Genomic DNA, 14947 nt, shown 5'->3' on the forward strand with positions numbered 1-14947 from the left:
AGAGGTGACAGCGCCGAGGTCAGGCGGATTCGATGCCCTTGACCAGGCCGACCGGAACGACGTCCGGGACCAGCGACGGCTTCTCGACACCGGTGAAGGTGAACTTCTTCCCTGCGACGGTGCCGGTCTCGTCGTCCTCGACCCCGACCAGCACGTGCTGGCCCGGCTTGAGCTCGTCGAACAGGATCCGCTCGGACAGCTGATCCTCGATCTCGCGCTGGATGGTGCGGCGCAGCGGCCGCGCACCCAGCACCGGATCGAAACCACGCTCGCCGAGCAGATCGCGTGCGGCGTCGGTGATCTCGATGGTCATGTCCTTGTTCTTCAACGCCGCCGACACCCGACCCATCATCAGGTCGACCATCTGGTGGATCTCGACGGTCGTCAGCTGGTGGAAGACGATGACGTCGTCGATGCGGTTGAGGAACTCGGGGCGGAAGTGGCGCTTCAGCTCGTCGTTGACCTTCGTCTTCATCCGCTCGTAGTTCGACTGGCTGTCGTTGCCCTGCTGGAATCCCAGCCCGACGGCCTTGGAGATGTCGGACGTACCGAGGTTGGAGGTGAAGACGATGACGGTGTTCTTGAAGTCCACCGTGCGGCCCTGACCGTCGGTGAGACGGCCGTCCTCCAGCACCTGCAGCAGCGTGTTGTAGATGTCCGGGTGGGCCTTCTCGATCTCGTCGAAGAGCACCACGGAGAACGGCTTGCGGCGCACCTTCTCGGTGAGCTGCCCGCCCTCTTCGTAGCCGACGTATCCGGGAGGGGCACCGAACAGCCGCGAGGCGGTGTACCTGTCGTGGAACTCGCCCATGTCGATCTGGATGAGCGCCTCCTCGTTGCCGAAGAGGAACTCCGCCAGCGCCTTGGTCAGTTCGGTCTTACCGACACCGGACGGGCCGGCGAAGATGAAGGAGCCCGACGGACGCTTCGGGTCCTTGAGGCCGGCACGCGTCCGACGGATGGCCTGGGAGACGGCCTTGACGGCTTCCTCCTGGCCGATGATGCGCTTGTGCAGCGCATCCTCCATCTTGAGCAGACGGGTGGTCTCCTCCTCGGTGAGCTTGAAGACGGGGATACCGGTCCAGTTGGCCAGCACCTCCGCGATCTGCTCGTCGTCGACCTCGCTGACGACATCGAGATCGCCTGCCTTCCAGGCCTTCTCACGCTCGGCCTTGCGGGCGAGCAGCTGCTTCTCGCTGTCGCGCAGCGAGGCGGCCTTCTCGAAGTCCTGGGAGTCGATGGCCGACTCCTTCTCGCGGCGCACCTGGGCGAGCTTCTCGTCGAAGTCGCGCAGGTCCGGCGGAGCGGTCATCCGGCGGATGCGCATCCGGGCGCCGGCCTCGTCGATCAGGTCGATCGCCTTGTCCGGCAGGAACCGGTCGCTGATGTACCGGTCGGCCAGGGTGGCCGCGGCGACCAGCGCGTCGTCGGTGATGGTGATGCGGTGGTGCGCCTCGTAGCGGTCCCGCAGGCCCTTGAGGATCTCGATGGTGTGCACCACCGTCGGCTCGCCGACCTGGATCGGCTGGAAGCGGCGCTCGAGGGCGGCGTCCTTCTCGACGTACTTGCGGTACTCGTCGAGGGTCGTGGCCCCGATGGTCTGCAGCTCGCCACGGGCCAGCTTCGGCTTGAGGATGGAGGCGGCGTCGATCGCGCCCTCGGCGGCACCCGCACCCACCAGGGTGTGGATCTCGTCGATGAACAGGATGATGTCGCCGCGGGTGCTGATCTCCTTGAGCACCTTCTTCAGGCGCTCCTCGAAGTCACCGCGGTACCGGGAGCCGGCCACCAGCGAACCGAGGTCGAGCGTGTAGAGCTGCTTGTCCTTCAGCGTGGTGGGGACGTCGCCGCGGACGATGGCCTGGGCCAGGCCCTCGACGACGGCGGTCTTGCCGACGCCGGGCTCGCCGATCAGCACCGGGTTGTTCTTGGTGCGGCGCGACAGCACCTGCATGACCCGCTCGATCTCCTTCTCGCGCCCGATGACCGGGTCGAGCTTGGATTCACGGGCGGCCTGCGTGAGGTTGCGGCCGAACTGGTCGAGCACCGTCGACGAGGACGGGGTGCCCTCGCTGCGGCCACCTTCGGCGGCGGCGGTCTCCTTGCCCTGGTAGCCGGAGAGGAGCTGCAGGACCTGCTGGCGGACCCGGTTGAGGTCGGCGCCCAGCTTGATCAGCACCTGGGCGGCCACGCCCTCGCCCTCGCGGATGAGGCCGAGCAGGATGTGCTCGGTGCCGATGTAGTTGTGGCCGAGCTGCAGCGCCTCGCGCAGGCTCAGCTCCAGCACCTTCTTGGCGCGCGGGGTGAAGGGGATGTGACCGGACGGGGCCTGCTGGCCCTGGCCGATGATCTCCTCGACCTGCGAACGCACGCCTTCCAGCGCGATCCCCAGCGATTCGAGGGCCTTGGCGGCGACACCCTCGCCCTCGTGGATGAGACCGAGCAGGATGTGCTCGGTGCCGATGTAGTTGTGGTTGAGCAGGCGCGCTTCTTCCTGCGCCAGCACGACCACACGTCGCGCTCTGTCAGTAAACCGTTCGAACATGTGCACTCCTCATGGCCGTGCGCTTTCAATGAGCCCCGACCCGTGCGCTGAGCTGGGCTTGAAACCTTCCCACCGCTCCGGCTGGCTCCACTCTAGACCGGCCGCGGTACTGGGTCCGCGAACGCTCACAAGTGAGGTGAGGACCACGCATGTCCCCCTCTGTCCTTGTCAACGCTGCCGGAGGCCGCCCCGTTCCGCCAGTTCCGCGGCTACGCCGAGGGCGAAACGGGGCCCGCACGCCCCCGGAGCCGAGTCCACGAACGACTCCTGAGAACGACTCCGCCCCCGTCCTCGGGTCGAGGACGGGGGCGGGGCGGGGGCGGGGGCGGCCGGGACGGTGCGGCGCCTGCTGTCCCCGGTGCAGGTCCGGGACAGCCGACGCGATCAGCTGTCGTCGGAGGCGGCGAATTGCGGTCGACGGTGGTCGTGGCGGTCGGTGGCGGTCGGCGATAGTCGGACCGATCCGACTCCGGTCACCGGAACCCGCGGACGAACGGTTGCCGGCGGCACCCGTCACTCAGCCGCCGGACACCCGGCGGCGAGCGCTCAGTGCGCCGCTTCGAACTGGTCGATGATCGACTGCGACAGCCGACCGCGGTCGGAGACCGTCAGACCCTGGCTGCGGGCCCAGTTGCGGATCGCTGTGGTCTGCTCACGGTCGGGCGCCATCCGGCCCGCGGGGCGGCCGGCCTTCGCCTGTCGGGTACGGGCACGGGCGCTGCGTCGGCCCGCTTCACCACGACGCCCGGCCTCGACGAACACCGAAAGCGCGTCGGTCAGCTTCTTCGCGTTCTTTTCATTCAGATCGATCTCGTACCAGGTGCCGTCGATGCCGAATACGTAGGTATCCGTGGCGGCCGAGCCGTCGATGTCGTCGATCAGTGTGGTGGTGGTCTGCGTGGCCATTTCAATCCTCCTGCACGGGACAGCGGGAATCCGTTGTTGTGTTTCCAGCATAGGTCAATCCGGCAATTGCTTCGACCTGCCGTGCTGATCCTCAACGCGTTTCACCGACGACCGGGACCACCGGCATCACACAATGCCGTCCCCGAGGCAACGCCGGGCTCCACGGCGGAGTTCCCGGAGCGACTTATTCGCCGGGCCGGACGAACGGAAACAGAATGGTTTCGCGGATGCCCGACCCGGTGAGGGCCATCATCAGCCGGTCCACCCCCATACCCATACCCCCCGACGGCGGCATTCCGTACTCCATGGCCCGCAGGAAGTCCTCGTCCAGCTTCATCGCCTCGACGTCACCGAGACCGGCATAGCGGGCCTGCTCGACGAAGCGCTCGCGCTGCACCACCGGATCCACCAGTTCGGAATAGGCGGTGGCCGTCTCGTAGGTGTTGATGTAGAGGTCCCACTTCTCGGCCAGTCCCGGGGTCCGGCGGTGCGCACGCGTCAGCGGCGAGGTGTCGATCGGAAAATCGCGGACGTAGGTGGGTTGTACGAGGCTCGGCACGACGAGATGGTCGAACAATTCCTCGGCCAGTTTGCCCGGCCCGTAGTGCGGCGCCACGCCCACGCCGAGCCGTCCCGCCAACGACACCAGGTCCGCCATCGGGGTCTGGGCGGTGATCTCCTCACCCGCGGCGTCGGAGAGCGCGCCGTACAGCGTGATCTCGCGCCAGGTGCCGCCGAGCTCGATCTCGGTGCCGTCCGGGTGGACGGCGGTCGTCGTGCCCAGGGCGGCCATCGCCGCGTTCTGGATCAGCGTCGTCACCAGTTCGGCCATGCCGTTGTAATCCGAGTAGGCCTCGTACGACTCGACGGAGGAGAATTCCGGCGAATGGGATGAGTCGACGCCTTCGTTACGGAAATTCCGATTGATCTCGAACACCCGGTCGATACCACCGACCACGGCCCTCTTGAGGAACAGTTCCGGGGCGATGCGCAGGTAGACGTCCATGTCCATGGCGTTGAGATGCGTCACGAATGGCCGGGCGGCCGCGCCGCCGTGGATGACCTGCAGCATCGGGGTCTCGATCTCCAGGTAATCCCGCGCGTGGAACGTCTCGCGCAGCGACCGCATGACCTTCGACCGCAACTCGACGGTCCGCCGAGCCTCCGGCCGCACGATCAGATCGACGTAGCGCTGCCGGACCCGGCTTTCCTCCGACATCGGCCGGTGGGCCACCGGCAGCGGCCGCAATGATTTCGCCGAGATGGACCACCGGTCCGCCATCACGGACAACTCCCCGCGCCGCGAGGTGATGACCTGACCGTGCACGAATACGTGGTCACCGAGATCGACCGACGCCTTCCAGGCCGCGAGCTCGTCCGCGCCGACTCCGGCCAGGGAAATCATCACCTGGAGTTCGGACCCCGATTCACCCGCACCACCCTCGCGGAGCGTGGCGAAACACAGTTTGCCGGTATTGCGGAGGAACAGCACCCGACCGGTCACGCCCACCCATTCACCCGTTTCGGTGTCGGCGGGGAGATCGGGGTACTTGGCGCGGATCTCGGCCAGCGAATGGGTGCGCGCCACACCCACCGGATACGGCTCACGACCGGCGGCGAGGAGGCGTTCCCGCTTCTCCCGCCGAATCTTCATCTGCTCCGGCAGGTCGTCACCCTCGCCAGGGACGTCGCGCTGCGCGGCGGCGGCGGCGGGTGCGGGGGGCGTCACGGCCGGTGCGGGGGGCGTCGCAGCCGGTGCGGCGGCGGTGGCCCGGTCGTCGACCGGCGCGGCGTGCGTCCCGGCCGGAATGCTCGGTGCTGCGGGGTCCGGGTTCGGCAGTTCTGGCGCGGTCACACGCGAGAACTCTACTGGCCGGGGACGCACGTCCCGGCCGGTGCGGCGACGGCACAATGGTCGGCATGACCCGCGCCGACGCTCCCGACACCGACGCCGCGGGGGTCCAGCTGTGGGAACCGGCCCGCTGGCGGGACGCGCAGGAGCGCCACCGGGCCCGGGTGGACGAGATCACCGCCGCCGCCCGCGCCCGCAGCGCCGCCGGGGTGGCCCATCCCGTCGAGGATTTTCTCTTCACCTACTACCGGATGAAGCCAGGCCAGCTGCGGCACTGGCACCCCGGCGCGGGCGTCGGCCTGCGCGATGCCCCCGACCACGCCGCCGCCCGCTTCTACCGGACCTCAGGCGGCGTGAGCACCCTCGACCCGGCGGCGTTCTGCGCCGACCGGGGGGCGACGCTGTCCCTGGTGCGCTCGTTGCTCACCGCGACGGCGGCCGCGACGCCGCAGTTCGGCTGCTTCGGTCTGCACGAGTGGGCGATGGTCCACCGGCAGACCGACGACCGGCGCCGGCACACGGCGTGGCCGTTGCGGCTGGGACAGGCCGGTACCGACGAGGTGGTGGCCGGGGCGCAACTGCGGTGCACCCACTTCGACGCCTTCCGCTTCTTCACTCCCGCCGCGCGGCCACTGAACCTGCTGCAGCCGACGGTGGACAGCCGCGTCGGACTGGAGCAGCCGGGGTGCCTGCACGCCTCGATGGACCTGTACAAGTGGGCGTACAAGATGCTGCCGGCGGTGTCGTCGGAGTTCGTGCTGACCTGCTTCCGGTTGGCGCGCGACGTCCGGGAACTCGACATGCGGGCGTCACCCTACGATCTGCGCGACCTGGGCTACGTTCCGGTACCGATCGAGACCGCCGCCGGCAAGGCGGAGTACGTCGCCGGGCAGCGCGCGTTCGCCGCCCGCGCCGCCGTGCTGCGCGCCGAGTTGCTGACCGCCCTGTCCCGGCTGGACTGACCGCCGGACCGGTGAGCCCGATCCGCTCAGGCGGCCCCGAGCCCCGATCCACCCGGGCCGCCGCGCCCGGGTCCGGGTCCGTCGCGGTCGTCGTCGTCGTCGGGCTGTACGCAACAGCGTTCCAGCCACAGCGCCCCGCCGGTGAGGACCAGCGCGCAGACGATGCCGATGGCCGCGGTGAGGCTGTCACGTCCCGCGGCCGTCACCGACCCCGCCAACGGTGCGGTGTAGAGGAGCAGACCGGCCCACAGTCCGCCGAGGCCGGCACCGGCCAGGCTGCTGGCCTTGGCGACCATCAGCGAGCGGGCCCCCACCAGCGGCGGCAGCGGCTTCAACTCCCCCCACACGCTGCTGCGCGGATGCTCGGCACCGCCGCGCGGGATGCGGCGGGCCCGCAGCCGCGCCCGGATGTGGAATCCGGCGACGACCTCACCGACGCCGAGCAGCGCCGCCGAGACACCCGCGAAACGGGGGAACACCGGCAGCGAACCGTAGGCGATGCGCACGGCGACGTAGCCGAGCACCAACGCGATCCACGCCACCACCAGCAGGTCACGGGCCCGGGTGAAGCCGAGGCGGCGGTCGTCGTCAGCCATCGGTCACCTTCCGGAGTCCCCCGGTGTCCAACGCCGCGACCAGACCGGCCACGGCGCCGTGGCCGGGCAGCACGGCGTCCGGCTCGATCTCCAGCCACGGCAGCAACACGAACGCCCGCTCCGCGGCCCGCGGATGCGGCAGCACCAACTCGGGGTCGTCGCTCGTCACCGGGACACCGTCGGCCCAGACGGCGATGACGTCGACGTCGAGCGTGCGGGGGCCCCAGCGGACCGGACGCTCGCGGGCGGCGGCGGTCTCGAGCCGGCGACACACGTCGAGCCAGCCGCGGGCGTCGCGGTCGGGATCGTCGACGACGACCGTCCGGTTGAGGAAGTCGTCCTGGGCGACGGGACCCCACGGCGGGGTCGACCACACCGCGGACGCGGCGACCACGACCGCTCCCAGGGCGTGCACGGCTTCGGCCAGCTGCGCTGCGGGATCACCGAGATTGGACCCCAGGCTCAGCACCGCGCGGGTCACGGTGCGCTCCCGGCGCCCGGCGCCGCGGTCCGGCGCACGGTCACGGACACGTCGGCGAAAGTCAGCGGGATGGGTGCGGTCGGCTTGTGCAGCGTCACCTCGACGGCCGTGACGGGCCAGCGGCCGAGCACCCCCTCGGCGATCTCGACGGCGACCGTCTCGATGAGATCCCGGGGCGGACCGGCGATGACGCCCGCGGCGTACTCGGCCAGCTCGCCATAGTGCAGGGTGTCGGCGACGTCGTCGGTGCGGGCGGCGGGCGTCAGGTCGAGCCAGGTGGTGATGTCGACGACGAAATGCTGTCCCTGCTCCTTCTCGACGGCGAAGACCCCGTGGTGACCGACGACGTCCAGCCCGGTGAGCGTGATCCGGTCGGTCACGCCGGCGCTCCGTGCCGGTCGGTCGGCGCGGCGCCGCGCAACTCCGCGGCCACCGCCGCCGCCTGCAGGTTCCCCTCCACGTCGTGCACCCGTACCCCCCAGACGTCGGAGGCGGCGACCGAGGTGGTCACCGCCGCGGTGGCGATGTCCCGCGCCCGGACATCGGCCGGGGATCCGGCCGGGTGCCCGCTGGGCGGGAGGAAACGCTTGCGGGACGCCCCGACGAGCAGCGGCAGCCCCAGGCTGTGCAGGTCGGGCAGGCGCCGCAGCAGGGCCCAGTTGTGTTCCGCCCGCTTCGCGAAGCCCAGACCGGGGTCCAGCAGCAGCTTGTCGGCGGCGACGCCGGCGGCCAGGGCCGCGTCGACCCGGGCGGACAGCTCGTCGCGCACTTCGGCGACGACGTCGCCGTAGACGGCGTGGTCGGTCATCGTCGCGCTGTGCGCCCGCCAGTGCATCAGCACCCACGGTGCCCCCGTGTCGGCGACGACGGACGCCATCGCCGGGTCGGCGAGACCACCGGACACGTCGTTGACCAGCACCGCACCGGCGGCCACGGCCGCGGCGGCGACCGACGCCCGGGTGGTGTCGACCGAACACGGCACCCCGGCGCGGCTGAGGGCCTCGATGACCGGCAGCACCCGGGCCGTCTCGACGTCGGGTGCGACCCGGGCGGCGCCCGGGCGGGTCGACTCGCCGCCGACGTCGACGAGATCGGCCCCGGCCGCCCGGAGCGCCACGCCGTGCGCGATGGCGGCGTCGGTCGCCGCGAACAGGCCGCCGTCGGAGAACGAGTCGGGGGTGACGTTGAGGATGCCCATGACCCGGATCCGGCCGGACGTCGACGGCGCGGTCAGGGCCGGGGTGGGCGCCGGCGCGTCCGTGTGGCTGCCCGTCACCGTCGGACGATGAGGGCCATCGCCTCCGCCCTGGTGGGCTGTGAGGTCTGGAAGACGCCGCGGACCGCGGACGTCGAGGTCACCGCACCGGCTTTGCGGACGCCGCGGACGGCCATGCACATGTGTTCGGCCTCGAGCACCACGATCACCCCGGCCGGCTGCAGCCGGCGCACCAGCGCCTCGGCGATCTGGGTGGTGAGCCGCTCCTGGACCTGGGGTCGCCGGGCGTAGCCCTCGACGACCCGCGCGAGCTTCGACAACCCAGTGACCCGCCCGTCCCGGCCGGGGATGTAGCCGACGTGGGCCTTGCCGAAGAACGGCAGCAGGTGGTGCTCGCAGGTGGAGTAGAAGTCGATGTCGCGGACCAGGATCATCTCCGCGTGGTTCTCGTCGAACACGGTGTCCAGCACCGCGTCCGGGTTGCCCTGCAGACCGGCGAACTGCTCCGCGAACGCCCGGGCGACCCGGGTGGGGGTGCTGACGAGGCCGTCGCGGTCGGGGTCCTCACCGACGGCGTACAGCAGCTCACGGATGGCGGCGACGGCGCGCGCCTCGTCGAAGGGTGGGTGCCCGGCGGCCCCGTCCAGCAGGCTGTCCGCCCGCCGGTCGGGTGCCGTCACCGCGGGTCCCGCGGCGGTGCCCACGGGTCGTCGGGAGCGTCCGACGGCCGGTCGTCGTGCGGCTGCGGGGCCTGGGCCCAGCCGTTGCCGGACTGCGGACGACCGTCCTGCGCGGGGGTCTGCCCCCAGGCCTGACCGCTCGCCGGCCGGCCCTCCTTGGACAGGTCCGGTCGGCCCGACTCGGTGCCGCCCGGGCCGCGCTGCGGGAGCGGACCCAGCGGGCCCGAGACGACACCGCCGGTCCAGTTCGGCGGCGTCGGGAACGGACCTGGGACCTGGTACTGGGGCTGCTGGCCGTACCCGGCCGGCGGGTACTGGCCGTTCACCGGCGGCTGTCCGTGCGGGTGCGAGCCGTTCTGCGGGTAGCTCCCGTGCGGGGGCTGGCCGTTGCCGTGCTGGCCGTTGCCGTTGGCCGATCCGTTGCCGTTGTAGCCGTTCACCCCGGCCCCGACCTGCGACGGCTCACCCGGGGGAAGGATGTAGCCGCCCTCGTTGGGGCTCTGCAGCGGTCGCGCGAACGACGGGGCCGGCGGGTGCCACTCCTCGCCACGCTCGAGCGCGAGCTCCTTCGGCGTCTTGATCGGCGGCCGGTCCGAGGGCACGCGGGAGCCGAACTCGTCGAACGAGGTGATCTTGGGCCGTTTGACCACGGCGGAGAAGATGCGGACCAGATCGCTGCGGTCCAGCGTCTCCTTCTCCAGCAGCTCCAGGGCCAGCGCGTCCAGGATGTCGCGGTTCTCGTTGAGCACCGCCCACGCCTCGGTGTGCGCGGCCTCGATGAGCGCCCGGATCTCGTCGTCGATCTCCCCCGCGGTCTCGTGCGAGTAGTTCGGGGTGTTGCCGTAGGTCCGGCCGAGGAACGGCTCGTCGTCGCCGGTGCCGTACTTGACCGCACCGAGCTTGGCGCTCATGCCGTACTCGGTGACCATCGCGCGGGCCACCTTGGTCGCCATCGCGATGTCGCTGGAGGCGCCGGTGGTCGGCTCCGCGAAGACCAACTCCTCTGCGGCGCGGCCGCCCATGGCCATCACCAGCCGGGCGATCATCTCCGAGCGGGTCATCAGGCCCTTGTCGTCCTCGGGGACGACCAGCGCGTGCCCGCCGGTGCGGCCGCGCGGCATGATCGTCACCTTGTAGACCGGTTCGAGGTCCTCCATCGCCCAGGCCGCCAGGGTGTGGCCGCCCTCGTGGTAGGCGGTGATCTTGCGTTCCTTCTCCGAGATGACCTTGCCCTTGCGGGCCGGGCCACTGGTGACCCGGTCGACGGACTCCTCGAGCGCGGCGTTGGTGATGACGGTGCCGTTGATGCGGGCGGTCAGCAGCGCCGACTCGTTGATGACGTTGGCCAGGTCGGCGCCGCTCATGCCGACGGTGCGCTTGCTCAGGCCCACGAAGTCGACGTCGGGCGCGAACGGCTTGCCCTTGGCGTGCACCGCGAGGATGGCCTGGCGGCCCTTGAGATCGGGGGCGCCCACCGGGATCTGACGGTCGAAGCGGCCGGGGCGCAGCAGCGCCGGATCGAGGATGTCGGGGCGGTTGGTGGCGGCGATGAGGATGATGCCGCCCTTGGCCTCGAAGCCGTCCATCTCGACGAGGAGCTGGTTGAGGGTCTGCTCACGCTCGTCGTGACCGCCGCCCATGCCGGCACCGCGGTGCCGGCCGACGGCGTCGATCTCGTCGACGAAGATGATGGCCGGTGCGTTCGCCTTGGCCTGTTCGAACAGGTCACGGACCCGGCTGGCGCCGACGCCGACGAACATCTCGACGAAGTCGGAACCGGAGATGGTGTAGAACGGCACCCCGGCCTCGCCGGCGACGGCTCGCGCCAGCAGGGTCTTGCCGGTGCCGGGCGGGCCGTACAGCAGCACACCCTTGGGGATCTTCGCGCCGAGCGCCTGGTAGCGGGCCGGGTTCTGCAGGAAGTCCTTGATCTCGTTGAGTTCCTCGACGGCCTCGTCGGCGCCGGCGACGTCGGTGAACTTCGTGGACGGCATGTCCTTGGTGAGCAGCTTGGCCTTGGACTTGCCGAAGCCCATGACCTTGTTGCCGCCTCCCTGCGCGTTGTTCATCATCCACATCAGGAAGATGATGATGATCGCGATCGGCAGCAGGTAGATGAGGAACGAGAAGATCGACGAGTCGCTGGACACCTGGGTGTCGTAGCCGCCGGACAGCTTGGCGTCCTGCACGGCCTGGAAGATCTGGTCGGTCGCACCGGCCGGGTACTGCGTGTAGATCTGCGTGCTCTCGTCGACCGGCGAGTTCAGCGTGAGCCGGACCCGCTGCTCCTTGTCGTCGATGACCGCCTTGGACACGTTGCCGCTGGACAGCTGCTGCAGGGCGACCGACGTCGGTTGCGGGGTGTAGCCACGGGTGTCGTCGGACAGCACCGAGTAGCCGACGAGGACGAGAAGGACGACGGCGACCCACACGAGCGGCGAGCGCAGCAACTTTTTGCGATCCATATGGCGTCCGGCCGCGGGGCGGCCTAACCCTCCTGAACTCTCAAGGCGAATCCGGCGGCACGCGGGGCGGACCCGGTGCACCGGACGGGGGTGGTTCACAGATGGAGCGTGTCGGTCGTCCGCATCCCCCGGCGACGTCGACGACGTCCTCGGGTGGGGTCCAGACTACCGCCGGCCCCGACACCGGCGGTCGACTGCGTTCCGCCTGATCGGGGCGTCGCGAACGTCCGTCGGCGCCGGTTTCCCGGGCGACCGGGGAGCGGCGGCGGGCCGGACGTTCATCGGCACCGACAGTCGAACGAATCCGGGGCCGGCTTCGTTCCCGGCGGGCACCACGGCGTCCGGAGGCCGGCCGGACGTCCGCCGGCGGGCGCCCGACGCGGTGGCCGACGCGGCGCCGGCCCGGCCGGCGGCAGCCCGGCCGGCGGCGGCCCGGGGCGGTCAGCCGTTGCGGATCATCTTCGGGTCGAGCAACCCCACGAACGGCAGGTCGCGGTAGCGCTCGGCGTAGTCCAGGCCGTAGCCGACCACGAACTCGTTGGGGATGTCGAAGCCGACGTAGCGCACGTCGACGTCCACCTTGACCGCTTCGGGCTTGCGCAGCAGGGCGACGACCTCGATGGAACCCGGGTTGCGCGTGTGCAGGTTCTTGAGCAGCCACGACAGGGTCAGACCGGAGTCGATGATGTCCTCGACGATGATGACCCGGCGTCCCGTGATGTCCTTGTCGAGGTCCTTCAGGATCCGCACCACACCCGACGAGGAGGTCGCCGAGCCATACGACGACACCGCCATGAACTCCAGCTCGGCCGGGATGGGCAGCGCCTGCGCGAAGTCGGTGACGAACATGACCGCTCCCTTGAGCACGCAGATCAGCAGCGGCGGCTCGTCGGCGGTGTGATCGGCCGCGACCACGGCGGCCAGCTCGGCGATCTTGGCCTGCAGGCGCTCGGCGGTGATCAGAGTGGCCTCGATCTCGCCGCCGTAGCCGTGCGGACGGCCCGGGTCCCCGCCCTCGATCCGGTCGGACGCGGTCAGAACGGTGGTGTGGTCAAGGCCGGACACGGGTCTCCCAGGGGTGTTTCGAGCAAGCGCGAGCGCGGTACGGATCCGGACCCAGACTAGTGGCCGCCGGTGGAGGCCTCCGCACCCCCGGCGCGGGCCGCAACGTCAGGCGGCAGGCCCCGGCGTCAGGCGGCGGGTCGCAGCTTCAGCAGGCTCCCGTCGGCCACGGCGTCCCACCGCCCGGGCAGCCGGACGGCCGCCACGCCACCGGGGTCGGTCACCAGCTGGTCCACCCGCGACAGGTGGTCGGCGGTCAGGCCGGACACCCCGGCGGCGATGAGCCACCAGCGGATCGCCCGGCGGCGCAGCGCCGCGGGGGCCGGCTGCAGCTCGTCCAGGCGCAGCGCCGCTCCGGTCAGCGCGCGCCGGGCCAGGTCGACGGCGAGCCCGTCGAGCACCTCGGCGTCCTCCTGCAGCTGTCGCCCGGTGCGGGCCAGCGCTGCGGCCACGCCGCCACCGAGGACGTCCTCCATCAGCGGCAGCACTTCGTGCCGCAGCCGCACCCGGGTGAACGCGGGATCGTCGTTGTGCGGGTCCTGCCAGACCTCCAGCCCGGCCTCGGCGCACGCCGCCTCGGTGTCGGCCCGGCGCAGGTCGAGCAGCGGCCGTCCCCAGGGCGCGTTGAACGGCGCCATTCCGGCGATCGACCGGGGCCCGGACCCCCGCGACAGTCCGAGCAGTACCGTCTCGGCCTGGTCGTCGAGCGTGTGCCCGAGGAGCACCGCACCGTCGCCGGCCAGCGGGAACAACGCGTCGTAGCGGGCCCGCCGGGCGGCGGCCTCGGGCCCCCCGCTACCGGCGACCCGGACGGGGAGCACTGTGATCGACGGGAAGCCGAGACCGCGGAGCTGGTCGGCGACGCGCGCGGCCTGTCGGGCGGACCCGGCCTGCAGTCCGTGGTCGACAGTGGCGGCGGCCACCGGGTGCCCTTGCCGGACGGCCTCGACCACAGTGGCGGCGGCGAGGGCGAGGGAGTCGGCGCCGCCGGAGACGGCGACGGTGATGCGGGCGCCGCGGGCGGCGTGGGCGTCGAGCCAGTGCCCGACCGCCCGGGTGATCCGGCGCAGCGCCGGCCCGGGCGCGGCCGGCGGGGGTGCCGTCACAGGACCCGGGCGATCCAGGCGGCCGGATCGGCGATCTCGGCGCGGGTCGGCAGCGCCGCCGGCGACGACCACACCGCGTTGAAACCGAACATGCCGACCTGCTCCACGACGGCGTGCACGAACGCCCCACCCTGGACGTACTGCTTCATCTTCAGGTCCATCCCGAGCAGCGACCGGACGATCCGGTCCACGGGTCCGCCGCCCCGGGCGCGACGGCGGGTGAACCGGGCGCGGATCTGCGCGACGCTGGGCACCACCTGCGGGCCGACGGCGTCCATCACGTGGTCGGCGTGTCCCTCGAGCAGCGTCATGAGGGCCAGGAGCTGGTCGAAGACCACGCGTTGCGCGTCGGTCTGGGTGGCCTCGATCCAGCTGACGCCGCCGTTCCCGCGGCTGCGGATCACCGCCGCGAGCCGGTCGACGAGCGCGGCCGGATCGAGATCGGCCTCGGCGGCGAACCGGGCGACGAGACCCTGGAAGTGGTCGCGGAGCCACGGCACCGCGGAGAACTGCAGCCGGTGGGTGCTCTCGTGCAGGCACACCCACATCCGGAAGTCCTGTGGGTCCGCGCCCAGCTCGCGCTCGACCTTGATGATGTTCGGCGCGACCAGCAGCAGCCGCCCGGGCCGGCCAGGGTGCGCCGGGTCCCCGACGAAGGGATCGAACTGGCCGAGCACCTTGCCGGAGAGGAAGCCCAGCACGGTGCCGACGGGGGCGGCGGCGACGGTGCTCGGGGCGGCGACCCGGTGGGCACCGCCCCTGCTCCGGGTGTCCTTGTCGTCCCTGCGGGCGAGCTGCTCGGCGAACCGTGCGGTGATGGGTGCGGTCAGCACGGCCATCCCCTCCGCGGTCGCGGCGATCCAGCCGGGCCGGTCGACCACGACTCCGTCCAGGACGGGCAGCCCGTCCCCGAGGTGGGTGACACCGCGGACCGCGAGTTCGGCCCGGCGGGAGAACGCCCGCAGCTCGGCGACCGCGGTGGCGGCCTCGATCCGGCCGATCCGCGGACCGGTCGGTGCGGCCCGACGACCGAACGCCACCGCGGCGTCCCAGTCGATGTCGGTGGCGCCGGCCAT

Annotated in this window: 13 protein-coding genes; 1 reads left to right on the plus strand and 12 read right to left on the minus strand. The window is 71.3% G+C overall.

Features of this window, described 5'->3' with window-relative positions:
- Nucleotides 1-19: 19 nt before the first annotated feature.
- The 3 genes from DB033_RS10645 to lysS form a co-directional block, all read right to left on the minus strand.
- Nucleotides 20-2545, minus strand: a complete 2526-nt coding sequence (locus tag DB033_RS10645; protein ID WP_111766654.1) for an ATP-dependent Clp protease ATP-binding subunit — start codon at nucleotides 2543-2545, stop codon at nucleotides 20-22.
- Nucleotides 2546-3091: 546 nt separating this feature from the next.
- On the minus strand, nucleotides 3092-3451 hold the full coding sequence (locus DB033_RS10650) for a histone-like nucleoid-structuring protein Lsr2 (RefSeq protein ID WP_111766655.1): 360 nt from the start codon (nucleotides 3449-3451) through the stop codon (nucleotides 3092-3094).
- A 184-nt stretch (nucleotides 3452-3635) separates the two neighbouring features.
- Nucleotides 3636-5105, minus strand: coding sequence for a lysine--tRNA ligase (gene lysS, locus DB033_RS10655; RefSeq protein ID WP_111767406.1), 1470 nt, complete (start codon nucleotides 5103-5105; stop codon nucleotides 3636-3638).
- 266 nt (nucleotides 5106-5371) lie between these two features.
- On the opposite strand from lysS, the gene DB033_RS10660 reads away from it, so the two are divergent.
- Nucleotides 5372-6265 carry a 3-methyladenine DNA glycosylase gene (locus tag DB033_RS10660; RefSeq protein WP_205843751.1) on the plus strand — a complete coding sequence of 298 codons (894 nt, stop codon included), beginning with the start codon at nucleotides 5372-5374 and terminating at the stop codon, nucleotides 6263-6265.
- Nucleotides 6266-6291: 26 nt separating this feature from the next.
- On the opposite strand, the gene DB033_RS10665 is transcribed toward DB033_RS10660, so the two are convergent.
- From DB033_RS10665 to DB033_RS10705, 9 genes are all read right to left on the minus strand, one after another.
- On the minus strand, nucleotides 6292-6861 hold the full coding sequence (locus tag DB033_RS10665; protein ID WP_111766656.1) for a DUF3180 domain-containing protein: 570 nt from the start codon (nucleotides 6859-6861) through the stop codon (nucleotides 6292-6294).
- The gene (folK, locus tag DB033_RS10670) at nucleotides 6854-7342 is read right to left on the minus strand and encodes a 2-amino-4-hydroxy-6-hydroxymethyldihydropteridine diphosphokinase (protein WP_111766657.1); all 489 of its coding nucleotides are present in this window, start codon (nucleotides 7340-7342) and stop codon (nucleotides 6854-6856) included. Before folK ends, DB033_RS10665 begins: the two co-directional genes overlap by 8 nt.
- The gene (folB, locus tag DB033_RS10675) at nucleotides 7339-7722 is read right to left on the minus strand and encodes a dihydroneopterin aldolase (RefSeq protein ID WP_111766658.1); all 384 of its coding nucleotides are present in this window, start codon (nucleotides 7720-7722) and stop codon (nucleotides 7339-7341) included. Before folB ends, folK begins: the two co-directional genes overlap by 4 nt.
- Nucleotides 7719-8540 carry a dihydropteroate synthase gene (gene folP, locus DB033_RS10680; protein WP_111767408.1) on the minus strand — a complete coding sequence of 274 codons (822 nt, stop codon included), beginning with the start codon at nucleotides 8538-8540 and terminating at the stop codon, nucleotides 7719-7721. The genes folB and folP overlap by 4 nt, the downstream gene beginning before the upstream one ends.
- A 74-nt stretch (nucleotides 8541-8614) precedes the next feature.
- Nucleotides 8615-9238 carry a GTP cyclohydrolase I FolE gene (gene folE, locus DB033_RS10685; protein WP_240615831.1) on the minus strand — a complete coding sequence of 208 codons (624 nt, stop codon included), beginning with the start codon at nucleotides 9236-9238 and terminating at the stop codon, nucleotides 8615-8617.
- Complete coding sequence (gene ftsH / locus DB033_RS10690) at nucleotides 9235-11703, minus strand: ATP-dependent zinc metalloprotease FtsH (protein WP_111766659.1); 2469 nt, start codon at nucleotides 11701-11703, stop codon at nucleotides 9235-9237. Before ftsH ends, folE begins: the two co-directional genes overlap by 4 nt.
- A 441-nt stretch (nucleotides 11704-12144) precedes the next feature.
- On the minus strand, nucleotides 12145-12723 hold the full coding sequence (gene hpt / locus DB033_RS10695; protein WP_111767410.1) for a hypoxanthine phosphoribosyltransferase: 579 nt from the start codon (nucleotides 12721-12723) through the stop codon (nucleotides 12145-12147).
- Nucleotides 12724-12893: 170 nt separating this feature from the next.
- On the minus strand, nucleotides 12894-13871 hold the full coding sequence (tilS, locus tag DB033_RS10700) for a tRNA lysidine(34) synthetase TilS (RefSeq protein ID WP_205843752.1): 978 nt from the start codon (nucleotides 13869-13871) through the stop codon (nucleotides 12894-12896).
- Nucleotides 13868-14947, minus strand: coding sequence for a zinc-dependent metalloprotease (locus tag DB033_RS10705; protein ID WP_111766660.1), 1080 nt, complete (start codon nucleotides 14945-14947; stop codon nucleotides 13868-13870). The genes tilS and DB033_RS10705 overlap by 4 nt, the downstream gene beginning before the upstream one ends.

The organism is Nakamurella deserti (genome assembly GCF_003260015.1).
Classification (GTDB): domain Bacteria; phylum Actinomycetota; class Actinomycetes; order Mycobacteriales; family Nakamurellaceae; genus Nakamurella; species Nakamurella deserti.